Here is a 24,466-nt window from a genome sequence, read left to right as displayed (position 1 = left end):
TTTTAATCAATTTTTATTTTAATTGAAGGACCCATTGAGGCAGAAACTGTTAAATTTTGTACATATGTACCTTTAACAACACTTGGTTTTAATTTTTTAATTAATGTGATTAAGGTTTGAGCATTTTCTGATAATTGTTCCACTGACATCGAAGTTTTACCAATCAATGAATGAACAATACCAGCTTTATCAGCACGATAATTAGCTTTACCTTTTTTAAGTTCTTCAACACTTTTTTCAGGTGTTGGAGTAACTGTTCCAGTTTTGGGATTTGGCATTAAACCTTTAGGACCAAGTTTTTTCCCATATTTTCCTAATAAAGGCATCATTTTTGGTTCAACAACCATTACATCAAAATTATAATTATCTGATTTTAAAACTTCTTCTAATTCACCAGCTGTATAAATAAAATCTGCCCCAGCTTCTTTTGAAGCTTTTTGTAATTCAGGAGAGTCTGTCGCAACTAGTACACGAACATTTTTACCTGTTCCATTTGGTAAAACAATTGAACCTCTTAATTGTTGTTCAGCTTTTCGGGTGTCTAAATTTAATTTAATTGCTAAATCAACTGAACCATCAAATTTTGTATATGAAGTTTCTTTTACTAATTTCATTGCTTCTTCAAGTGTATAAACTTTTGTTTTATCCACCATTTTTTTAGCTTCTAATAGTTTTTTACCGATTTTTTTCATTATTGGTCACCAACTTTTTCAGTAATTACTTCAGCTTCTACAAATTCTTTATTTTCAGCTAAACGAGCTGCTTCCTGTTCTAATTGCGCTTGAGCTTGAGCTGCTTTTGATGCAGCCTTAGCTGCTGCTTTTGCTTTTGCTTGAGCAGCAACAATGTTGTCTCAACCTTCAACTAATACACCCATATTTCTTGCTGTACCAGCAACTGTTGCCATCGCTGCTTCTAAACTATCTGTATTTAAATCAGGTAATTTATATTCAGCAATTTCTTTTAATTGTTGTTCTGTAATTGTTGCAACGATTGTTGTTTTTGCATTACTTGAACCTTTTTCTAATTTTGCAGCTTGCATAATTTTATATGAAGCTGGTGCAGTAAATAATTTAAAATCAAATGATTTATCTTTATAAATTGTAATAGCAACAGGGACTGGTTCATTTCCTCTGTCCCTTGTTTGGTCATTAAATTGCTTTGTAAATTCAGGCATAACAATTCCTAAACCAGCTAGAGCTGGACCAGGTTTTGCTTGACCTGCATTAAACTGCAATTTAGCTACACGAACTATTTCTTTAGCCATCGAGCATTCCTTTCTAAAATCTCTGCGTGGTAATAACGATAATATCTCCCACTCACTAGAGGCAATAATGTGTAATATTGCATTGCGAATTATAACATAAATTTATAATTTGGTAAGCTTTTAAAGTATAAAAATGCTAAGAATTTTAGATTTTAGTTTGTAAAATGTTTCTATTTATTTTAGCCTTTTTTGCATAAAAAAAACGCACTTTAATGCGTTTGTTTTTTATTAAATTACTTGTTTTAAAATGTCTTTTAAAACTCCAGCTGATTTATGAAGTTTTTCTTTTTCTTTTTCATTTAAAGGAAGTTCAACAACTCTTTCAATCCCGTTTTGACCGATAATTGCAGGAACACCTATATTTAATCCTGAAAGACCATATTCACCTTCAAGAGTTGCTCCAACTACTATAACTTTTTTAGAGTTGGCATAAATGTTTCTAACTAAAGCTGCTAAAGCTGCTCCAATTCCATAATAAGTTGCACGTTTTCTTTTAATAATTTCATAAGCTTTTTTGTAAACTACTGTCTCTAATAGTTCTTCATAATTTGACTCATTAATTCCTGCTTCTGCTTCAAATTGTTTGAAAGGAATACCTGCGACTGAAATTGTTGAATATGCTACAACTGAACTATCTCCATGTTCTCCAATAACATAAGCATCAATTGATGAAGTTGAGAAACCTAATCTTTTTGATATTTCTCTTTTTAAACGTGCAGTATCAAGAATTGTTCCTGAACCAATAACTTTTGACTTTTCAAATCCTGTTTCTTGTAAATAAGCATAAGTAATGATATCTACAGGATTTGAGGCGATAATTGTAATACCATTGAAACCTGATTTTTTAATTTCTTGGGCAATCCCACGAATAATTTTGACATTGTCATTAACCATGTCTAAACGTGTTTCACCTGGTTTTTGTGGTCTACCTGCTGTAATAACGATAATATCAGCATCTCCTACTTGATCATATGAAGTTGTGTAGACATTAAAATCTCTATGTGAAGATGCAATAACATCTTCTAAATCCATTGCATTTCCTTCCATTGAATCTGAAAACACGTCAATTAATCCATATTCATTAGCTAAACCTTGATTCATTGCTGAATAAATAAAAGAAGTACCAACAGCACCACATCCAACTAGAACAATTTTTTTTGATTTCATATTAAAAAATATTTACTCCTATTTGATTTAAAAAATTATTATATTTATAATAAACTAAAATAAGTCCTGGAATATTATAAGCTAAAAAAAATAATTTTTTTGCTTATGATAAGAATAAAAAAAATAAATGGATTTTTACAATCTAAAAAGTTCATTATTGTCTTTAAAAATCCATTTATTTTTAAATATTTGAATTGTTTTTTTATATATAAAAAGCCTCTGGTATGTAGGCTTTTTATTTTCTTTTTCTAGATATTAATGCTTTAACAATCAACAAAGTAATAATTGGTATTATTAAGATTATTGCAATTGAAAAAATAAATAATCTAAATAAGATTTTATTACGTTGTTTTTTGATTTCAATCACTTGACTTTCTGAAACGACTTCATGACCAAAAAATGTTTCAATATCTATCATTTTTTTTCTTCTGATAATCATAAAAACAACTTGTAGGACAATTATTAAAATTAAAACTACGCTAAAAATTATCGTCATTGTTTCTGGTGAAAAATAAAATTGATTAATAATGGATTTAAAATCGATTAAACCATTTAATCAAACTTGATCTCTTAATAATCAAAATAAAATTGTAAAAATTGACCCATAAAAAACAATAAAAATAGTTAATCAATTATGATGTACTTGTTTTAGTACTGTATTTTTATAAAGTCTTACTACATAAGAAGGTGTATATTTTTCATCTTTTAAAAGACTTTGTCTATAGTATTTTATAGTTTTATTCAAAGCATTTCATTCAATTAAAGTTAATGAAAGTTTTGTTAAAGCACAAGCAATAACAATTGCTGGCAAAATGTATCAGCTTCAAGTGAATTCTAATTCTTTATTAATTAATTTAAATCAATTAAAGTGAATTGCAAGAATAAAAAGTGTTGAAACAAGCAACAAGGTAGACAATAATACTGTATTAAAAAAATGAATTATTTTTTCAATACGAAAAACTTTATAAATTCCGCTAGAAATAATTTCCTTGGGATCTTGATGTTTAGTATCAGGAATTCAAGGTTTTTGTATTTCTAAAGATTCTGTATCAGAAAAAAAATCTGAATTATTTACACGTGGTTTAATTTTCATTTTTTCTCCTTCAAGTTTTATTTGTTTTTGTTATTATCTGTTTTCAAAATAGCTAAGAAGGCTTCTTGGGGAACTTCTACAGAACCGATTGCTTTCATCCGTTTTTTTCCAGCTTTTTGTTTTTTCAATAATTTTTGTCTACGAGTAACATCACCACCATATAGCTTAGCTGTAACATCTTTACGATAAGCTTTAATTGTTTCTCTTGCAATAACTTTAGATCCAATGACAGCTTGAACAGGTACTTCAAAAGATTGTCTTGGAATAACTTCTTTTAATTTTTGGGTTAAATTTCTACCTGTATTATAAGCTAAATCTCTATGAGTGATTGTTGATAAAGCATCAACTTTATCACCATTTAATAAAATATCTAATTTTACTAGTTTTGATTCACGATAACCAATTAAATCATATTCAAAAGAAGCAAAACCTTTAGAAACTGATTTTAATTTGTCAAAAAAATCGAAAATAATTTCTACAAGCGGAAGCTCATAAATAATTTTTCTTCTTGTTCTGTCAATAAACTCGATATTGACATAAACTCCTCGTTTATTTTGACAAAGTTGCATAATATCACCCACAAAATTTTCAGGCAACATAATTGATGCTTTAATATAAGGTTCTTCGATTCTTTGAATAAATGTTGGATCTGGAAATAAAGAAGGATTAGCAACAACTTCCATTGAACCATCAGTTTTGTAAATATGAAATTCTACAGAAGGCGCTGTAGCAATTAAATCTACACCAAATTCTCTTTCTAATCTTTCTTGTAAAATTTCCATGTGCAGCATTCCCAAGAATCCTATTCTATATCCAAATCCTAAAGCTTTTGAGCTTTCTGGCTCAAAAGTAATTGAGGAATCAGATAAAGAAATTTTTTCTAATGATTCTTTTAATAAATCATAATTTTTACCATCAATTGGATAAAAACCTGTATAAACTACAGGTTTTAATTTTTTATAACCTGGTAAAGCTTCTGTTGCAGGATTTTTTGTCAGTGTTAAAGTATCACCAACTGATACATCTTTAGCATCACGAATTGAAGCAGCAATTCAACCAACTTCACCAACTTGGAGTTCTTCTTTTTTAAGTTCTGCAGGAGTTCTTACTCCAAGTTCAACAACATGAAATTTTTTACCTGAAGACATAAATATAAATTGATCCCCTAATGCAATTTTTCCTTCTTTAATTCTTATTAGTAAAACTACTCCACGATAAGGATCATAATAAGAGTCAAATACTAAAGCTTTTAATGGTAAATCAAGATCAAAAGATTCTTTTGGTGCCGGGATTTTTTCAATTACTGCATCTAATACAGCTTCTATATTTTTACCTGTTTTTGCAGAAATTAAAATAGCGTCATCAGCAGGTATTCCGATAACATTTTCAATTTCAGCTTTTACACGATCAGGATCTGCAGAAGGTAAATCAACTTTATTAATAATAGGAATAATTTCTAAATCATTTTCAGCAGCTAAATAAACATTTGCTAAAGTTTGTGCTTCAATTCCTTGAGTTGCATCTATTAATAATAGTGCTCCTTCCGTAGCCGCTAAAGAGCGAGATACTTCATATGTAAAATCAACATGACCTGGGGTATCAATTAAATGAAAAATATGATCTTTATATTTTAATTGCACAGCATTTAATTTAATGGTAATACCGCGTTCTTGTTCTAAATCCATTGAATCTAAATGTTGTGATTTTAATTCTCTTTGTGTAACAGCACCTGTTTTTTCTAAGATTCTGTCAGCTAATGTGGATTTTCCATGATCAATGTGAGCAATGATAGAAAAATTACGAATTTTATCTTTAGTCATAAGTTTTTAAATTATATATTAAATAAGTTCTTTTAATGTTTGGAATATCTTGAAAATACTTTCTTGTGAAAAAAATATTATAAAAATAAAAAAATAATAGTAATTTTAGTTTTTACTATTATTTTTTTATTAAATGGTCTGTTTTTTTAATTAAACTACACAAGCTTCACATTCATCATATTTTTCACTATCTTCTAACACTTCTTGACGAATTCGCACATAATAAATTGATGAACATCCTTGTTTGAAAGCTTTAATATAAGCTTTATTTAAATCACGAGTTGTTGCTGTATCTTTCATAAATAAAGTTAGAGAAATTGCTTGATCAACATGTTGTTGGGCCGCAGCTGCTATATCAATGATTGGATCTGGTCCAATTTCATATGCACCATTGGCATAATATGCCATGTTGTCTCAGGTCATTCTATAAGCAGGAACATAAACACGACCTAAAACTCCTTCTTTGCGCACTTCCACTGGGGCTACAACTGGTTGTAAGCTAGGAGTACATGAAGATAAATAACTAATTGAACCTGTAGGGGCAATAGCCATTAAATGTGAATTTGCTAATCCTGTTTTTTCAATTTCTTTAGTTAGTTCAATTCATTGCTCTTGAGTCGGAATTTCTACTTGATATTTATCAAACAATTTTTTTACTATTTCTGTTGAAGGTGTTCATTTATTTTTTTCAGATTTTGTATATTTATCAAAATATGATCCATCTGCAAAAGAAGATGTTTTAAATCCTGCAAAAGTTCCGAATTTTTTTGCTAATCTATTTGAAGCTTTAAAAGCGTGGTAAGCTACAGTATAGAAAAACATATTTGTAAAATCTACAGCTTCAGCTGAATTATAGAAAATTTTATTAGTTGCTAAAAAACCGTGTAAATTCATAGCACCTAAACCAACTGCATGGTTTTGTTTATTACCTTCTTCAATGGAAGGAGCAGAAGAAAGATCACTATATCTTGAAACTTGATCAAGTGAGTAAATTGATTGATAAATAACATCATCAAATTCAGCTCCACTTTCCATAACTTTGGCAATATTTAATGATCCTAAATTACAACAAATATCGTGGCCAATTTTTTTAAAACTTAAATCGGTATTATATTCACTTGCTGTACTTACTTGCACAATCTCACTACATAGATTTGACATTACAATTCTCCCTGTAGATGCATGTGCATTTCTGCGGTTTACTGTATCATCAAACAGTAAGTAAGGATAACCACTTTCAAAATGTAATTCAGCAATTATTTGGAATAATTTTCTTGCACTAATGTAAGTTTTTTTGATTTCTGGATTATTTACCATATTTCAATACTCTTCTGTAATTGAAATATCACTCATTGATTTTTTGTAAACTTTTTCTACATCATAAGGACTGAATAAAGCCATTTGTTGATTTTCTTTAGCTAATTGGAAAGTAATATCAGGAATAACCACTCCCAAAGATAGAGATTTAATTCTAATTTTTTCATCAGCATTTTCTCTTTTTGTATCTAAAAAAGTCAAGATTTCAGGGTGATGTACATTTAAATAAACAGCACCTGCTCCTTGTCTTTGACCTAATTGATTTGCATATGAAAATGAATCTTCCAAAATTTTCATTACTGGAACAATCCCTGTTGCTTGATTTTGAATTTTTTTAATTGGAGCACCAAATTCACGTAAGTTAGTTAAACAAAGCGCAACACCACCGCCACGTTTTGAAAGTTGTAATGAAGTAGTAATTGCCCGTCCAATTGATTCCATGTTATCTTCTACTCTTAATAGATAACATGAAATATATTCGCCACGTTGTTTTTTACCAGCATTTAAGAAAGTAGGAGTAGCAGGTTGAAAACGCCCTAACATGATTTGTCTTAAAATATCTTTAGCTTTTGAATATCTTCCACGAGCTAAAAATAAGGCATTCATTAAAGCTCTGTCTGCATAGCTTTCTAAATATTGCTTTCCATCAAAACTTTTTAGTGCATAAGAATTATAAAATTTCAAAGCACCCATAAAACTTGGAAATTTATGATCATAGCGTTTTGCTTGTTCTGTTAAGTCTTCTAGCTCTTCGTATGTATATTGTTCCACTATTGCTTTTTCATAGTATTCATTATTAACTAAATATTGGAATCGATCTTTAACAGTATCAAATTTTTTAGTACGAGGCAAAACATGATTTTTCATGTATGATTTTGCAGCTTCTAAATCTAGCTTTAAATTATTTTCATTTTGTAAAAACATTTTAGCTTTAGCATTTAATGCTACATATTCATCTGATTCTGTTGAACCAGATAATGAAAATGGTTTTTTTGACATAAAGCCTCTTTCTACATATTCTATTATTTTATTATTGTTTCCAAAAATCTGCTAAGATTTTTTGAATATTTTCTACATCAGAAGCTGTACCTAATAATTCAAATTGAAATAATAAAGGTACATTTAATTTTTTAGAAAGAATAGGACCAGCAATTGCGAAAGTGTCTCCAAAATTGGTATTCCCTGAAGCAATTACACCACGACAAAAACTACGATTTTTTTCATTGTTTAAAAATTGAATAACTTGTTTAGGAACAGCTCCATCTTTTTGATCTCCCCCACCGCTATAAGTTGGAACAATTAACACATAATCTTGATCAATGGTTAATTGTTGATCTAATTCATAAGGAATTCGTGCATTATCAAATCCTAATTTTTGAATGAAACGATGTGTATTATTTGAAATAGATGAAAAGTAAACTACAAAAATACTTCCTGTAGGTTTTTTAATGGTATCTTTTTGAACTTTGATTATATCATCATGCATAATTAAAACTCTCAATCCTCATCTTCTGTTTCTTCAGTAACACCCATAACATAAGATGAACCATTTCCTGAGAAGAAATCATGATTTTCATCTGCTCTAGCAGATAATTGTGTAAATATTTCTGGTTCAATTCTAGTTTCTTCATCTGTAAATGGTGATTCATAACCTAAATTTTGTAAGAATTTTCCAGCATTATAAATGCTAAAACGAATTGCATCTTCAGCAAGCCCGAATCCATCATATAATTCATGCAAGTAAGCTTTTTCTAAATCAATTAATTCATATAAAAGTTTAAAAGTAAATTCTTTCATTTCAGCTTGTTTTTCTGGAGAAAGTTTTTCTAATTTTCTTTGATATTTATAACCACTGTAGTAATTGTGGATAACTTTATCTCTTAAAATTAATCTAATAATATCTGAAGTATTGGGTAATTTTCCTCTAGCTGATAAATAAAATGGTAAATAAAATCCACCATATAATAAGAATCCTGGCATTAATGCGGCAGCAACTTTAGATTTTAAAGGATCATCTTGAGTGTAATATGGAATTAAAGCACGCGCTCTATCTTGGAGAGCTTTATTATTAATTACTCACTCATGAGCTTCTTCAATTTGTTCTGATGAACAAAGAGTTGAAAAAATAGTTCCATATGATCTAGCGTGGACTGCAACCATAAAAGCAAAGTTTGCATACACAACTTGTTCATGATCTGTTACTGAAGCAGGAATTTGAGCTATATCACCTACTGTTGCCTGAATTGTATCTAATAAAGTTAAACCGGTAAAAGTTCTAGTGATTAGTTCTTGTCATTCTGGTGATAATGTTTTTCATGAAACAAGATCATTTGATACAGGAATTTTTTCAGGTAATCAAAAGTTTTGAGTTACTCTTGTTCAAACTTCTAAGTCTTTGGGATCACTTATAACATTTCAGTTTACAGAACGCATTGCTCCTTGAAAATTATTTAATGCATATTCAATAGGAGAAACTGATTTGTTATAGTAACTATTTTTAATTTTTGCCATGTTTACCTTTCAAAAAAATATATTTTTAAATAAATTTAAGCAAACTAAAAATGTGCTTAAATTTAATTTTGAATTTTAATTATACATTTTTAAAAAGAATAATTTCAAAAAATAAGAATCTTTAAATTATTAAAATAAAAATAAAAAAAGCCTCAAAAGCTTTTAAAATATTTGGCTTAATTTTACCTATTATTTAGCATTTTTCATTGAACGCATAACTGCTCTAATTTGTGCTTCAGACGGTTTTCTTCCCATTTGCAGAAACATTGCACGGATCATTTTTTCATTAATAGGAGGGTTTTCTTTAATTTGTTTTTGAAACATTTTTTTGGCAACTAAAAGCCCACCAATTCCTCCGGCAATAGCTAAAACTATTCCCACCACAATAACAATGGCGATTCAACCACCTAAACCAACTCCACCAGCTGAATTTGCTACTGTTTCATCAGCGAAAGTAAGAAGAGTTTCTTTCATATTATCTCCTTTTAAAATTTGTTTTTTACTATTAAAAATTATATATTATTAACTAATAGCTTTTAAATAATGAAATTGATTATTTTATTAACAATGTAAATTTGTTTTTTGATTTTAGCATCAGCAATATATTTTTTGACATTTTCAACTTCTAAAGCTGCAGCGATGGTTTCATCTTGAGAAGTGTTAACATCTTTTTCAAGTGTACCTCTTAATTTTCCATTAACTTGAATTGCAACAGTTACTGTTTGAACTTGAATTTTTCTTTCATCATATGAAGGTCAGATTTGATATTGAATTTGTTTTTGACCTAACATTTCTAAGATTTCCTCAGAAATATGAGGAGCAAAAAGTGAAAGCATGATGGCAAAATCTATTAAAGGTTCTAATGATACCACTTTTTCATTTTTATAAATAGCATTAACAAAAACCATTAATTTACTAATAGCGATATTAAATTTAATGTCTTCAATGTTTTGAGTTACTTCTTTTTTAGTAGAATGTCAAATAAAATCAAATTCTGAATTTTGAAATGAAGGATCGATTTTAAATTTGCCTGTTTTGAAATTATCAATCATGTTATAAACACGATCCAATCACTTTCTAATTCCTTTAATCGAAGAGGTGTTTCAAGCTTTTGTATCAACTAAAGGACCCATAAACATTTCATACACTCTTAGTGTATCAGCACCAGATTCTGCAACAATATCATCAGGGTTAATTACATTACCACGAGATTTGGACATTTTTTGTCCATCATTACCCAAAATCATTCCTTGATTGACAATTTTGTAAAAAGGTTCTGCTGTAGGAACAATATTTAAATCATATAATACTTTATGTCAAAAACGGGCATAAAGTAAGTGCAAAACAGCATGTTCTTGTCCACCAATATAAATATCTACAGGTAATCATTTTTTAAATCTTCTGTGAGCTTCATCTGAATCCATATCAACATATGATCCGTCAGCATTTTTCATGATGTAAGCTAAATAGTATCATGAGCTTCCTGCTCATTGGGGCATTGTATTAGTTTCTCTTCTATATTTTTTGCCATCAATTTCTACATTTATTCATTCTTTATTATTTGCAAGCGGTGATTCACCATTTCCTGAAGGTTGAATTTCATTCATTTGAGGTAATTCAACTAATTCATTAACTAAATAAATTTTATCTTCTTCATCAAATAGTACAGGGAAGGGTTCACCTCAATATCTCTGTCTTGAAAAAACTCAATCTCTTAGCTTATAAGTAACAACTTTTTTAGCAATTCCTGTAGCTTCACCTATTTCAATTAATTTTGCAATAGCAGCTTGGTTTTCCAAACCATTTATTAAGTAAGAATTAATATGAACGCCATTTCCTGTGAAAGGCAATGGTTCATTTGTTTCAATAATAGGTATGATTGGTAAATCATATTTTTTAGCAAACTCAAAATCTCTTTCATCATGCGCTGGTACGCCCATCAATATTCCTGTACCAAAATTATTTAAAACATAATTGCATACTCAAATAGGAATTCTTTTTTTACTAAAAGGACAGATTGCATATGTTCCTGTAAAAAATCCTTCTTTTTCTTTATTAATTAATTTTTCACGATCAGATAAATTGTTAAATTGTTCAAAAAATTTATCTGCTGCTGCTTGCTGATCTTCTGTAATTAGTTTTTTAGCTACAGTATTATCTGGAGAAATAGCAATATAGGAAACTCCATAAATTGTATCTACTCTAGTTGTGAAAACTTTTAAACTTTTTGTTGTTTTTTCAATCAAAAAGTTTAATTCTACACCTTCGCTTTTCCCAATTCATTTTGACTGAAGCATCTTCAATGATTCAGGAAAATCAACTTCTTTTAAACCTTCTAATAATTTATCTGCATAAGCCGTAATTTTTAAAACTCATTGTTTCATTGGTTTTTTAATTACAGGAAAAGAACCACGTTCACTAACTTTATTACCTTTTTCGTCTGTTAAAACTTCTTCGTTAGCTAAAACTGTTCCCAATTCAGGACATCAATTAACATCAATTTCTTGTATTTCAGCTAGACCTTTTTCATAAAACTTTTTAAATATTCATTGTGTTCACTTGTAATATTTTGGATCTGTTGTATCTACTTCTTTTTTGTAATCAAAAGAAAATCCTAAAGATTTTAATTGTCTTCTGAAATTATTAATATTTTGTTGAGTAAAAACACTGGGATGATTTCCAGTATTAAGTGCATATTGTTCTGCTGGAAGACCAAAAGCATCTCAACCCATAGGGTGCAATACATCAAATTGATTTAATCTTTTAAATCTTGCCATGATGTCTGTAGCAGTATAACTTTGTGGATGTCCTACATGAATTCCTTGACCAGATGGATAAGGAAACATTGCTAATGAATAATATTTTTTATTATATTTATCAGTCGTATCAAAAGCATCTGTTTTATCTCAAATACTTTGTCATTTTTGTTCAATTTGCTTGTGATTATACATATCAGTTTATTATAACATTATTAACACTTTAAGCATTTTAAAATAATGAGTGGATTTTTTAATAAAAAAAATGGTTTTATCACCATTTTTAATATTTATTGATTTTCAATTCAGTTAAATAAATCATCCACAGTTAGATCTTTTTTATTTAAATATTTATTTACCTCATCAATATCGCTAAAGGTAACTCCTGCTTTTTGAATAAATTCCATTTGATTTTGGTTTTTTAATGCTAAAGCAAAAATAAATCTTATTGGTTCATTATCTCAATAGAATAATTCTTTTGTATGAATTAAAATAACACAATTGCTTTTAATTAAATGCTCAGAATCTAATTGTCCATGTGGTAAAGCTAAAAAATTTCCTAAAGCTACAGAGGCATCTTGATCTCGCTTTATAATTGATGATTCATATTCAGCAAATACAGCATTTTTTTCTAAAAAAATTTCCATTACTTTTTTGATAGCTTCTTGCTTGCTGTGAATTTCTTGATTTAAGAAAATGTTTTCTTTTGTAAAAAAAATATTCATTTCACCCCTTTATAAAAATTATAAAGAGTAAAAAATAAAATTCAGTTTTAATAACTTTTTTTTATTTTTATAAATTTTTTTAATATTAAATTAATTATTTTCTTTTTCTCATTTAATTATTTCTGTATTACAATCAGCAATAATTTTTTCAAGATCATTAATTGATTTCATAATTGATCCTGATGCTTTTTCATGACCTCCACCACCTCATTTTACTGCAATATTTCTCACAGATGGGCCACTTGAACGATATTCAACTCGGTAATTTGAATCTTCTTCCTGAGTAAAAAATACTCAAATAGGGTAACCTTCCATATTTGCAAATAAATTAGGTCTATTGGCTTGAGCTGGAGATAAATCCAGTTTTATTTGTTCTTCTCTATTAATTAAAAAGTAAGCAACTTTTCCAGAAGTTTTAAATCTATCTAAAACATAACCTTGATATTTTAGTGATTTCATTGATTGTTTATTTAAATTTTGATGGACAAAATTTAAATCTAATCCATTGTTCATCAAAAATTCAACTAATCTGAATGTTCTTGCTGATGTATTACTATATAAAAATCTTCCCGAATCGGTATAAATTCCTAGATAAATTGTCTCAGCTGTTTGTTTATTTAATTTTCATTCTGCATGATAAACAATATCTGCAATTTGTTCAGCTGCTGCAATGTAAGAAGAATCAACTCACCTGTAAGCGTTTTCAACTAAATCATCATCATTGGGATGATGGTCAATTCTTAAAACTTTTTTAAACAAATTATTATCCAATAAATGACGTGATTGAATTCTTTCTTTAAAATTAGCATCTACAACAATTGCAAGTGCTTCTTTTAAAAATTCTTCACTAGGTTCATTATCATGTTGATCTAAACCAAGAAATGTAAAAGATCCTTTTGCATTACCTACAGCTTTTACTTCTTTTTCTGGATAGTTTAATTCAATTGCTCTTTTTAAACCGAATTGTGAGCCTAAACAGTCTCCGTCTGGTCTGATGTGATGAAAAATTACAATCTTGTCATGTTCTTCAATAAGTGAAATAATATCTTTGATAATTTTTTTTGTTTCTGTGTTATTCATTAATTATTTCCTTCTTCAAGAAGTTTTTTACATTCTTCTAAAACTTTTTTAATTTCTTTCTTACTACTTAAAGTAGCTCCTGAAGCCATATCATGACCGCCGCCATTAAACATACGTCCAACAATATTTACTTTTGGACCGTTTGATCTTAATCTTACTCTAATAGTTTTATCTGGTTGATCGATAAAGAAAATTCAAATAGGATAACCTTGAATATTGGCCAAAATATTAACAAAAGATCCTTCTTCATATGTTAAATCAAGTTCTTTGATAATTTTTTCTGTAACATGAAAATAAATAATTGGTCCATCAGTTTTGAAACCTGATAAAACTTTTCCGCTAAAAGCAATATCTTTTAATTTTCTTAATGCTAGTTTTTGATTTATATCAAAAACATTTAAACCATTTTTAGATAAATGAGCTACAACTTGAAAAGTTCTTGCTGATGTATTGCTGTAAAAAAATCTACCAGAATCGGTGTGAATTCCTAAGTAAATATATTCAACAGCTTTTTGAGTTAATTTATATTTTCCTTTTCAAGCTAAATAACCTATTTGTTCAGCTGCCGCTACAAATGATGAGTCAATTCAATTATATTGATAATTAATATCAGCACCATTAGGGTGATGATCAATTCTGGCCATAGCTGTCAATTTTTTTTCTAAAATTAATTGGTTCATTTCAATTCTATTTGAGCTAGAGGCATCTACAACAATTCCTAAAGAATTTTCAAAATCTTTTTCTGTAAAATTGTTGTTATGTGTAAAATCTAAAAAATTTAGAATTCCGCCACTGTCCCCTACTGCAAAAACCTTTTTGTCAGGATAAGTTGCTTCTATCATTTCTTTTAAACCGAATTGTGAACCTAAACAGTCTCCATCTGGTCTGATGTGATGAAAAATAAAAATATTATCATATTTTTCAATGGCTTTTTTAATTAATAAATAACTTCCTTTTTTCATAGTTTGTCCTATATTACATCTTCTTTCTTAATTTTTTTATATTGTCCTATTTCTAGTTTTAAATCCGATAATTTTAATTTTCCTATTGCAATTCTATGTAAAGCTACAACTTCATTATCAATATTAAAAATCATTTTTTTAACTTGATGATATTTACCTTCTTGAATTGCTAAATGAATTTTATACTCATTTAAAATATTAACTTTTCCACCTTTAATAGGTGTTTTACCATAGTCTATTGCAAAAGGTTTTTCCAAAAATTCTTTATCTTTTTCACTAAAGGGTTTTAATAAAGTAACTTCATAGTTCTTTGCAACATGTTTTTTGGGATGGGTAATTCTGTGAGTAAATGAACCATCATTTGTTAAAAGAATTAAGCCTGTTGTATCTTTATCTAACCTTCCTACAATATGTAAATTTTGTGTTGGTTCTTGAACCAGTTCTAAAATTGTAGGATTTAAATTATCTTTTAATGCACTTACATATCCTTTGGGTTTATTTAATGCTAAATAAATAAATTCTTTTTTTGACATATATTTTCACTTATCTTAATTTTATTTAGATAACTTGTTTTGCACTAATAAAATTAAAAAATTAATTTTTGAAATCTTCCAATATTTCCGCAGCTTTGGCAATCATTGCACCATTGTCCGTTGCATATTTAAGATTAGGTATAATGGCATTCTTGTGTAATGATAAAATCATTGTTCTAATATCACTGTTTGCTGAAACTCCTCCAGCTAATAGTAAAGATTTTACTGGAAAATCTTTTAATGCTGATTCAATTTTCTGTTTTAAATATTCAACAATGGTTTTTTGAAAGCAAACAGCAATTTGTTCAGCAGGTATTATTTCATTTTTTTGAATAAATTTATTTACTTCATTAATTACTTGTGTTTTAATCCCACTTAGAGAAAAGCTAAATTTATTTTCTGTTTTAGGAATTGAATAAAGCTTTTTACATTCACTCTTTGAATTTTGAACTAATTGATCAATTGCTGGACCACCCGGAAAACCTAAATCTAATTTTCTAGCTACTTTATCATATACTTCACCCACTGCATCATCTAAGGTTTCACCAATCAATGAAATTTGGATAGGTGAACTTAAATAATTGATTTGTGTGTGACCTCCAGAAACAATTAAGGCTAAAGCTGGATAAGTGATTTCTTTTTCAATAGCTGTTGAAAAAATATGCCCCACTAAATGATTAATCGGCTTTAAGGGTTTATCTAAAGCCAATGAAATTGCTGAAGCAAAAAGGTAGCCAATATGCAATGCTCCTAGAAGTCCCGGTTCTGCTGTATAAGCAATAAAATCTATTTCATTTAAATTAAATTCTTTTTTAAATTCTTCTAAAACTAAAGCTACATTATTGACATGCTCTCTTGATGCTATTTCCGGAATTGTTCCACCATATTTGGCATGAATATCAATTTGACTAAAAATGAACATTTTTAAAACTTCACCATTTTTTAAAAGTGCTACAGAAGTGTCATCATGTGAAGTTTCTATACCTAAAATTGTCATCTAATAACTTCCTATTTGAGGTTTTTTTATGTACAGTGGTGAGATAGCTAAAATATCTTTTTCTTCTTTAAAAATATCTAAATAATTTTTAAAACTTAATTTAAGATCTTCAAAGTTTAATTTTGAAATAATCATATTTTGGTTGACTTCTAAAATATTTATTTCACTCACAATTTGATTGTTTTTCATTTGAGCATGATACACTTTTTTCCCTTTAGCATCTATATAAATATTTTGATTTTCATAATTGGTTTTATCAATTAAACTGAAAGTATTAGTAGTGAATAATTTAATATTTGTTAACTGCACAAGTGTTCTAGCATAAACTAAACTAATTCTTGAACCGGTAAATGTTCCTGGACCTAAATTTAAATAAATTGCTTTAATATTTGTTATTTTTAAATTATTTTTTGATAATAATTTTTCAAAAAATACCGGAATTTTTTCTACTTTTTTCAGGAGATTAATTTCATGAAAAAAACTAATGCATTTTTGTTGATCATCATACAAGGCAATAAATAAATCTTCATTGCTACTATCTAAAAAAATATGCATTAATTATTGTGCTCCTCTATAGTATAAATTCTTGTATTTTCATCAATTAATTCAATATCAATTGTTAAAAATTGATTGTAATCTAAAACTAAATTTTTAGCTCATTCAATGAATACTATTTTATCTTCAAAGAAGTCTTCATATTCTTCTAAATTACCAGTAATTTTATAAGCATCAATATGCACAAATTCATTATACACTTTCATAATATTAAAAGTTGGTGAATTTACTATTGATTTTTCACCAAGTTTTTGAGATATTAGTTTTACTAAAGTGGTCTTACCACTCCCCATTTCACCATTTAATAAAATATATTTATTTTTTTTTATTAAAGATAAAATGCTAGAAACTACAAATTCTAATTGATCTATAGATGTTGTTTTAATTTTCATACTAATTACAATTATAACAATCTTAATTTTTGTTAATTAAGAAATGTTCAAGAAACAAAAAAAACTAGTTATGAAACTAGTTTTAAGTGAAGATAATTTAATTTCAAAATGAGTTTTTACTAATTACATCCACTAATAAATGACCTAGTGCATAGAATGCAAAAACTGTAGCAAGAATACCAACAATGACAATAAAAAATGGAAATGCAAAAGTTTGTCAATATTTAATTTTTCGAATAATTTGATCTTTTTTTATTTTTTTCATAAGCTATCCTTTAATTGCTGAACCTTGTTTTCCAATTGCACCCATAATTCTTTTTCTGAATAAGAAGAAGAAAATAAACATAGGTAAGATAGCTAAAATACTTCCAGCCATTTTTGTACCTTGATCTATTTGTAAAACTTCATCTGCTCCAACAACTGGTCTACCAATATCCATTGCTCAAATATTAATAACATTCATAAAATCATTTCCATTTAACAATAATAATGGTCATAATAATGCATTTCATGCTGAAAAAGCGGTTAAAATCATTACTGTTCAAGTTGTCGGTGAAACCATTGGCATTGCAACTTTAACTAGATATTTTATTCCTGAACAACCATCTACCATAGCTGCTTCTTTTACACGATCAGGAATTTGTTCAAAAGAATTTCTATACATAAATCCACTAACAACTGAAGCAACATAAGGTAAAAAAAGTGCTCCAATTAAGTAATATCCCTTAGTTCATCCTAAAATAGTGACAACTCTGTATTGTCCTAAAAGTAATGCAGAATCTGGTAATAATAAAATCGATAGAAAAACTGCTCACATTGCTTTTTTGAATCTTCAATTTCTTAATGAAAAGGCATACCCAAAAAACATAGCAAAGAAAATTTTAAAGACAATTGATAGTACTGTTACAATTAATGAACCCATGATAGCTTCAAAGTAACCTTTTTCTCAAGCATCTACAAAATTGGAAAAATGCATTCCATCAGGCCAAAAAATTGACCTGTCTTGACCTGCTTCACGAATGTATTCATTAGAAGATATAGATAAAATAATCATGATATAGAATGGTAAAACTATTAATAAGGCAAAGAAACCTAAAATAATTGCTTTTCACAAAAATGCTTTGAAAATTTGGAAAAAACTATTTTCTCTAACTTGTGCAGAAATTTTATCTGCATTACGAGAAATTACAATATTACTTATAAATTTTTGAATTTTTAACTTTATTGTGAACACGTTTTTCCCCCATTCTTGTTGATAAATTAATAATTAATTTAATTCCACTCTTCATCATGAAACTAAAGCTAACTCCGATTAAGAATAAGAAGATTGTGGCAGCTCCTGCAATTGCATATTGTGAATTACCAATTTGATCATAAATATAAATCATTAAAGTAGCTCCACCATTTTGAATTGCTTTAGCGACATCACTTTGAAAAATAGCGATCGGAAAAACTCTAATTCCACCAATAATTCCTAAAGTAATAATTAAATTTAAAGTTCCTTTAATTGTTGGCAAAGTAATTCGGAAAAATTGTTTTAATCTAGAAGCACCATCAATTGATGCAGCTTTATAAAGTGTTTTATCTACAGATAACATTGCTGTTGTTAATAAAACTACTTGAAAAGCTAAGCTACTTCAAACACCATTTGTTAAAATAACAATAAAGGGATTCATACTTCAAGGATCTGAACTATCTAGTCACAGGTTTTTTACTCCTGTTAATTCATTAACAATTCCCATTTGTGAATCGAAAAAATACACAAAGGATGCAGCAATCGCAACGCCATTAGTTACATAAGGTAAGAAAAAAACAGTTTGTCAAAAACCTCTTGCTAGTTTATTATAAAGATGGGCTATTGCTGACGAAATTAAGATTGAAATTACAAGAGTAATAGGTAAACTTAGTAACCCATATAATAATGAATTTCTTAAACCTATTAAAAAGGTATTATCTTCTAAAACATATCTAAATGCTTCAAAACCAAATGTTTCACTTTGCGCTATTTCACTGTCAGTTTCAAATAAAAAAGATTTTTGAAAAGCCATAATGAAAGGGATGATTGAAAATAAAATGATAATTGCTAAAGAAGGTAAAAGAAAAAGCAAAGGTTTTCAAAATGCAATTCTTTTGTGAAGATAAGAAAGCTCTAAATTTTTAGTTTTTAACTTTCTTTTTAATAAAAAGTTATTTAGCATTGATTCTTTCTCCGTTTTTATCGAATAAGTAAATCAGCTTTTCTGGAACTGACATTTTAACTTCTTCACCTACTTCATATGTTTTTTTATTCTTTAAAAAAACATTGATTTTAACATCTTGAAAATTTACACTTGCTAAAACATCTTTACCTAAATATTCTACTGTTTCAATAACTGCACTAATAGTTCCTTTAGTATCTTCTATTAAGTGTTCACTTCTTAGTCCTACTTTTAAGGTTTTATGTTTTAAATCTTTATTTTCAAATAGAAAAGCATCTTTAATATAAACTTTTCCCGCTTTGTTTTGTGCTTCAATAATTGTCATTTCTGGAGTTCCTAAAAAACGAGCTACAAATTCATTTGTAGGTTTTTCATATAATTCCATAGGTGAACCAATTTGTTGAATTTTTCCTTCTGACATACAAACAATTGTGTCAGAAATAGACATAGCTTCTTCTTGATCGTGAGTAACAAAAATCGTTGTAATTCCTAATTCACTTTGAATTTTACGAATTCATTTTCTTGTTTGTGTTCTCAATTTTGCGTCCAAGTTTGATAGTGGTTCATCCATTAATAGAATTTTTGGTTTACGAACAATTCCCCGAGCTATAGCCACCCTTTGTTGCTGTCCACCAGAAAGTTTAGTAGGTTTTTTATGTAAATTTTTAGTAATTTCTACTTTTTCAGAAACTTCCATTACTTCTTTGTGAATTCACTCATTAATACTTAAAATGTTTTCTGAAAAATGTTCTACTTTTTCTAAATTTTGTGCTGATAAATTATTTCTACTTAAAGAATATTTATTAATCAATTCTTTTTCATACAATTTATATTGTTTTCAGGATAAATGATGCAAAATAACAATTTCGTTTTTAATTTGCTTCATTTTTTTGTAATCTTCTGTGCTTTTAACTCTTGCTTTTTCTGATTTTAATTCTTGAGACAAATTATTTAGTAATTTTTTATAATGTTCATGAATAAATTTTGCTATTTTTTTATATCAAGTGATTGCTTCTTGTCCATTACTAAAAGCTTGCATAAATTCTTCTAATTTTTCAGTGTTTAAAGTTTTAACAATTTCTAAATAATTATCTTTTAGTTTATCTAAATTTAAATTTTTCTTTTTGAAATCTAATAAATCTTTGCTGATTTTTGCAAGATAACTTTGCTTATGTACTTTAGATAATTTTTTATTTGTTTCCAGTGCACTAATTTTTTGAGTTAGTTCTGATTTTAAGTTATTATAATAACTTTTCATCTCTTTGGCGGTATCTAAAAATATAAAAAAATATCTTTTATATTTTTCTAATTCCTCTCCTGATGCACCGTTTGCTTCAAAAATTAATGAGTTTACCTTGTTTTTAAATTCTAAACTTTTATTTTTGACATCTATTCTTCATTGAACATCATTTCTTAATGGAAAAGCGATGTTTTCATAAACAGATAAATGGGGATAAAGTGCATAGTTTTGAAATACCAATCCTAGATTTCTATTTTTAGGATCTTTTTTAGTTACATCTTCACCACGAAATAAAATTTGACCACTTGTCGGTGTTAAAAGGCCAGCAATTGCATTAAGTGTTGTGGTTTTTCCACAACCTGAAGGCCCTAAAAAAGTGACTAAGTCACCTTTTTGAATTTTAATATTGCTGTTATCAATTGCAAGTGTATCTCCAAAATCCACAACTAAATTACGTAGTTCAATTTCGGGATTTACTGACTGTAACTGGTATCTTTTATCACTAAAACTTTTAACCACATCAAGTTTTTTACTGTATTCTTCTTTTTTCTTTTTATTTAACAATAATAAATCAAATAAAAGTTTTTTAAACATAGTAACTCTTTTCGTAAATTTTAATTATTTGCTTTCAATTAATTTTAAATTATCTCATACACTTGAATCTGTGTCTGTTTCAGGGTGATTGGCATCAATGAAATATTTTGCTTGTGAAATATTACTTCCAATTCCTCTGGTTTTGAAAATATCATCAAAATAGTTGAAACTTTTTGTATCAGTTCTTAAGCTGTGAATTCCTTTTTTAGAATAATAAGCTTCATTAAATGCTTCCGCTAATGCTCTTACTAAATAATGATCAGGTAAATAATCCTCTAATAAAGACGATCTATTTTCTGTAAAAGGAATCGAAAATCCTTGACCCACCATTTCTACAGAGAAATTTTTAGCAAAATTTTCACCATAAAAAATAGTTCCGATTAATCTTCCATAAGTATCAGCTTCAGGTATTCCGTTTGTTCCTTTAAAAATTAATTTAATTTTTGAACCTGCAGGAATAATTTTTTCTGCATAAAGTTTTGCTTCATTTGCAAATTTAAATTCTGTACCTGTAGTTGATACTCATTCACCATTTTGTTGTTTTTTGGTTTCAGGAGTATCTAGATACATAATTCTGATTCTTTTGTTTGTCACTAATTCATCCGAATTTTTCAGTTGATAGTTAATAATGGCTGTATCTCCGTCGGTTCAACTTACTAAAGTTCCTTCTGCAGTTACAGGTAATTTTTCTCAAAGTGGAGAATTAGCAAAATTATTAAATTTTTCATAATTAAATGATTGTGCACTTGAAGGAGAACAAGAAATAACAAACGCTAATGAAGTTAATGAAGCAACACTAAAGAAAAGTAATTTTTTAAAATTCTTTTTCATAAATTTAACGTAAACTGTTTGGTAATTGAATTTTTACACTTTCTAAGAATTTGTCAAATGAAATTTCACTAAATTGCCCATTTGAAGCACGACTATTCATTGTTTCCATAGCTTTTTGAATTGCTTCTCTAAATGTTGAAGAGTTTGCAGAAACAGGATCTTCTAATAATGCTGTTTTTGCTTTAGTTTCTCCTGGTTGAACTGTTGCAGATTTTAATGACTGGAAAGTAATTTTATTTGCAGGATTTAATGTATCAGTTTTGTTTTCTAATTGTTTTAGATTTTCTTTTGTAGGAATAATATATCCTGCTCTAAATGCAAAGTATTCTGCACCAGTTCCTGTAAATTCATTAGTTCTAACTCTTTCTCCTGAACCTGTTGTTCAAGTTCACTTTCTGCTTTCTGTTAACATTCATTTAACAAATTTTTGTGTTTCAGCATTTTCGTTTTCATTTGAATGTAAAGCAATTAATGAAGGACCTTGAACTAATGTTTGTTCTGTATCTCCGGTTTGGAATAATTTAGGAGCTGGTAAATTTAATATTTCTTTTTCATTTAATTTTTCGTTAGCTCCTTGAGTAATGATTGAATAGCTACTTTGTGAAATTAAATAAGTTTTTGTTCTTGTATCTTCACCAGCTGTTGGTTTATTTACTGCACCTATCAGCTGGAACATACTATATGGTTCACCTCTACCTAATAATGCAACTGCTTCACCTGGATTTTTATCTTTTAAAAGATTTTTAATTTCTTCATCTTCTTTTGCAGAAGTTAAGAAAATATCGTGTGTATATCTCTTTCTAGGCTCTATTCTTGTGTCTGAAGCATAAATTTTGTTTGTATAGTTTCCACCTTTAACAGTTGCTATAAGTCCTGGGTTGTTAGTTTTTTCTGCTTCTGTAGGTACTAAAATTTCTCCTAAAGATCCATCTAAAGTGATTGACTCTTCTGCAGCTGTTGTTCCAGCAGCAGCTGGTTTTTTAATAATTGCTAATTTTTCGTCTGTATTAGGAGCAAAATTATGTCTATATCCTGCTGTTGAACCAATTGCAAAAATTAATTGGTGTTGTTTTAAATAGTTTGATGAATATGTTGAAACGCTTTTAATAAATAATGCATTTTTATCAAATCCTTTTTTAAATTCTTCAAAAACTAATTTTAGTAATTTGTATTCTTCTGAATCAGGATTCTTAATTACACTTGAAAAATCTACTCCTGTTTTTTCCTTGTTTAAGTGGAACAGGAATTTTTCATAATCTCCACCAGCTTTTGAAAATGCTGAACTATAAATAGCATTCGCTGGAGAATCAATTCCAAATACATTTTTTAGAATTTCTCTAGCTGTTCCATTGCTTTTTGCTTTTTGTGCATTAGGAAAAGCTACAGTAATTCTATTAGCTAAATCTATTAGAGCTGAATAAGATTCAAAAACTTCTTTTTTGAATACATATCCTTTTAGTCCTTCTTCTGTTGGAGTATAAGTTCCCATAACTTTCCCAATGAATTCTTGATCTGTTTCTCCAACTGCTTTAATTTTGTCAAAAAATTCTTTTGAATCTTCAGCAATTGAAGAATCATTGGCTTTTTCTAAAACATATTTAAACATTGGCATGTTGATTGTTAACATTTCAACTGATTTATTCATTGGAATTGTTCATTGTTCGTTTTCTTTAACATTTACCATGTTTTTGTTAACTTGTAAAAATGATTCATCGAAAAGTTCATCTAAGTTTAAAATGCTTTTGTCAAAAGCAAGACCCATGTCATATCTACGGGCAATAGCTAAAGCAGATGGATAATTTAAAGCTACATTAAATAATCCATCTTTATCTTTTGCAGGTAATTTATTTTTTAATACATTATCTAAACCTTGGTAACCACCTTGGATTTCCATTTGTTCTCATTTGTAATCTGATTTTGATTGTTCATTATATGCTTGGATGATATCATTTAAAGCACTTCTTGCTGCTGGTGCAGTAATAGTTAGTGCAAATTTCATTTTCTTATCATCTGATTGATCAAATTTACTTACTGTAGGTGCACAAGACGCTAAAATAAAAGCTGAAGCAAGCGTAGTGGCTCCTGCAACTCCGATCAATTTCTTTAAATTTAATTTGTTTTTCATATTTCCCCCTGATGAAAACTACATTAATTAAAATATAATCTTTAAAAATAAAAAAATGAACTCAATATAATTAAGCTAAAGGAGTTTTTTCATTTCTGTAAACCGGCATAATTTAATAAGTTCATTTTGAATAATTTTATTATATTTTTTAATAAATTCAAATAAAAAAATGTTTTAGGTTTATAAGGTTGTTAACCTCTAAATTCCTGTGCAAAAAATAGAATCATATTTTTTTCATTATCAAAAATTTTTCTTTTTCATAAATTTTATCTTTTAGGCAACCTAAAACATTTTCAGACAAGA

Annotated in this window: 23 protein-coding genes; all 23 read right to left on the bottom strand. The window is 28.1% G+C overall.

Going from position 1 to position 24,466, the window contains the following annotated elements; genetic code table 4:
- Positions 1-2: 2 nt before the first annotated feature.
- The 23 genes from rplA to NV226_RS00145 all read right to left on the bottom strand — a co-directional run bounded on the left by rplA (position 3) and on the right by NV226_RS00145 (position 24,163).
- A complete protein-coding gene (rplA, locus tag NV226_RS00255) occupies positions 3-692 on the bottom strand; it encodes a 50S ribosomal protein L1 (protein ID WP_258210916.1) in 690 nt (229 codons plus the stop codon).
- Positions 692-1,267 carry a 50S ribosomal protein L11 gene (gene rplK / locus NV226_RS00250; protein ID WP_258210915.1) on the bottom strand — a complete coding sequence of 192 codons (576 nt, stop codon included), beginning with the start codon at positions 1,265-1,267 and terminating at the stop codon, positions 692-694. The genes rplA and rplK overlap by 1 nt, the downstream gene beginning before the upstream one ends.
- A gap of 228 nt (positions 1,268-1,495) precedes the next feature.
- Positions 1,496-2,434: an L-lactate dehydrogenase gene (locus NV226_RS00245; protein ID WP_258210914.1), complete on the bottom strand. Its 939-nt coding sequence runs from the start codon at positions 2,432-2,434 to the stop codon at positions 1,496-1,498.
- Between the two features lie 235 nt (positions 2,435-2,669).
- On the bottom strand, positions 2,670-3,527 hold the full coding sequence (locus NV226_RS00240; RefSeq protein ID WP_258210913.1) for an MSC_0882 family membrane protein: 858 nt from the start codon (positions 3,525-3,527) through the stop codon (positions 2,670-2,672).
- A gap of 17 nt (positions 3,528-3,544) precedes the next feature.
- Positions 3,545-5,347, bottom strand: coding sequence for a translation elongation factor 4 (gene lepA / locus NV226_RS00235; RefSeq protein ID WP_258210912.1), 1,803 nt, complete (start codon positions 5,345-5,347; stop codon positions 3,545-3,547).
- A 150-nt stretch (positions 5,348-5,497) separates the two neighbouring features.
- Positions 5,498-7,663, bottom strand: coding sequence for a class 1b ribonucleoside-diphosphate reductase subunit alpha (gene nrdE, locus NV226_RS00230; RefSeq protein WP_258210911.1), 2,166 nt, complete (start codon positions 7,661-7,663; stop codon positions 5,498-5,500).
- A gap of 31 nt (positions 7,664-7,694) precedes the next feature.
- Positions 7,695-8,150 (bottom strand): class Ib ribonucleoside-diphosphate reductase assembly flavoprotein NrdI, encoded by a 456-nt coding sequence (gene nrdI, locus NV226_RS00225; RefSeq protein WP_258210910.1) that lies wholly within the window; start codon positions 8,148-8,150, stop codon positions 7,695-7,697.
- A 2-nt stretch (positions 8,151-8,152) separates the two neighbouring features.
- Complete coding sequence (nrdF, locus tag NV226_RS00220; protein WP_258210909.1) at positions 8,153-9,175, bottom strand: class 1b ribonucleoside-diphosphate reductase subunit beta; 1,023 nt, start codon at positions 9,173-9,175, stop codon at positions 8,153-8,155.
- 189 nt (positions 9,176-9,364) lie between these two features.
- Positions 9,365-9,649 (bottom strand): YneF family protein, encoded by a 285-nt coding sequence (locus tag NV226_RS00215; protein WP_258210908.1) that lies wholly within the window; start codon positions 9,647-9,649, stop codon positions 9,365-9,367.
- 62 nt (positions 9,650-9,711) lie between these two features.
- Complete coding sequence (gene leuS / locus NV226_RS00210; protein ID WP_258210907.1) at positions 9,712-12,126, bottom strand: leucine--tRNA ligase; 2,415 nt, start codon at positions 12,124-12,126, stop codon at positions 9,712-9,714.
- A gap of 95 nt (positions 12,127-12,221) precedes the next feature.
- Positions 12,222-12,656, bottom strand: a complete 435-nt coding sequence (locus NV226_RS00205; protein ID WP_258210906.1) for a PTS mannitol transporter subunit IIA — start codon at positions 12,654-12,656, stop codon at positions 12,222-12,224.
- 90 nt (positions 12,657-12,746) lie between these two features.
- Entirely contained in the window at positions 12,747-13,736 is a 990-nt protein-coding gene (gene nrnA / locus NV226_RS00200) for a bifunctional oligoribonuclease/PAP phosphatase NrnA (RefSeq protein WP_258210905.1), read from the bottom strand.
- Positions 13,736-14,698, bottom strand: a complete 963-nt coding sequence (gene nrnA, locus NV226_RS00195) for a bifunctional oligoribonuclease/PAP phosphatase NrnA (RefSeq protein WP_258210904.1) — start codon at positions 14,696-14,698, stop codon at positions 13,736-13,738. The genes nrnA (NV226_RS00200) and nrnA (NV226_RS00195) overlap by 1 nt, the downstream gene beginning before the upstream one ends.
- A gap of 8 nt (positions 14,699-14,706) precedes the next feature.
- Entirely contained in the window at positions 14,707-15,231 is a 525-nt protein-coding gene (locus tag NV226_RS00190) for a pseudouridine synthase (protein WP_258210903.1), read from the bottom strand.
- Between the two features lie 61 nt (positions 15,232-15,292).
- Positions 15,293-16,228 carry a tRNA (adenosine(37)-N6)-threonylcarbamoyltransferase complex transferase subunit TsaD gene (tsaD, locus tag NV226_RS00185; protein WP_258210902.1) on the bottom strand — a complete coding sequence of 312 codons (936 nt, stop codon included), beginning with the start codon at positions 16,226-16,228 and terminating at the stop codon, positions 15,293-15,295.
- Positions 16,229-16,783 (bottom strand): tRNA (adenosine(37)-N6)-threonylcarbamoyltransferase complex dimerization subunit type 1 TsaB, encoded by a 555-nt coding sequence (gene tsaB, locus NV226_RS00180; protein WP_258210901.1) that lies wholly within the window; start codon positions 16,781-16,783, stop codon positions 16,229-16,231.
- Complete coding sequence (gene tsaE / locus NV226_RS00175; protein ID WP_258210900.1) at positions 16,783-17,175, bottom strand: tRNA (adenosine(37)-N6)-threonylcarbamoyltransferase complex ATPase subunit type 1 TsaE; 393 nt, start codon at positions 17,173-17,175, stop codon at positions 16,783-16,785. The genes tsaB and tsaE overlap by 1 nt, the downstream gene beginning before the upstream one ends.
- 97 nt (positions 17,176-17,272) lie before the next feature.
- Positions 17,273-17,440 carry a hypothetical protein gene (locus tag NV226_RS00170; RefSeq protein WP_258210899.1) on the bottom strand — a complete coding sequence of 56 codons (168 nt, stop codon included), beginning with the start codon at positions 17,438-17,440 and terminating at the stop codon, positions 17,273-17,275.
- Positions 17,441-17,443: 3 nt separating this feature from the next.
- Positions 17,444-18,409, bottom strand: coding sequence for a carbohydrate ABC transporter permease (locus tag NV226_RS00165; RefSeq protein ID WP_258210898.1), 966 nt, complete (start codon positions 18,407-18,409; stop codon positions 17,444-17,446).
- Positions 18,369-19,373 carry a carbohydrate ABC transporter permease gene (locus NV226_RS00160; protein WP_258210897.1) on the bottom strand — a complete coding sequence of 335 codons (1,005 nt, stop codon included), beginning with the start codon at positions 19,371-19,373 and terminating at the stop codon, positions 18,369-18,371. Before NV226_RS00160 ends, NV226_RS00165 begins: the two co-directional genes overlap by 41 nt.
- Entirely contained in the window at positions 19,363-21,207 is a 1,845-nt protein-coding gene (locus NV226_RS00155; RefSeq protein ID WP_258210896.1) for an ATP-binding cassette domain-containing protein, read from the bottom strand. Before NV226_RS00155 ends, NV226_RS00160 begins: the two co-directional genes overlap by 11 nt.
- 24 nt (positions 21,208-21,231) lie before the next feature.
- A complete protein-coding gene (locus NV226_RS00150) occupies positions 21,232-22,038 on the bottom strand; it encodes a thermonuclease family protein (protein ID WP_258210895.1) in 807 nt (268 codons plus the stop codon).
- 4 nt (positions 22,039-22,042) lie between these two features.
- Entirely contained in the window at positions 22,043-24,163 is a 2,121-nt protein-coding gene (locus NV226_RS00145) for a P68 family surface lipoprotein (protein ID WP_258210894.1), read from the bottom strand.
- Between the last annotated feature and the right edge of the window lie 303 nt (positions 24,164-24,466).

Source organism: Mycoplasma iguanae (genome assembly GCF_024722375.1).
Classification (GTDB): domain Bacteria; phylum Bacillota_I; class Bacilli_A; order Mycoplasmatales; family Metamycoplasmataceae; genus Mycoplasma_M; species Mycoplasma_M iguanae.
This window is presented reverse-complemented; position numbering and strand designations above follow the sequence as displayed.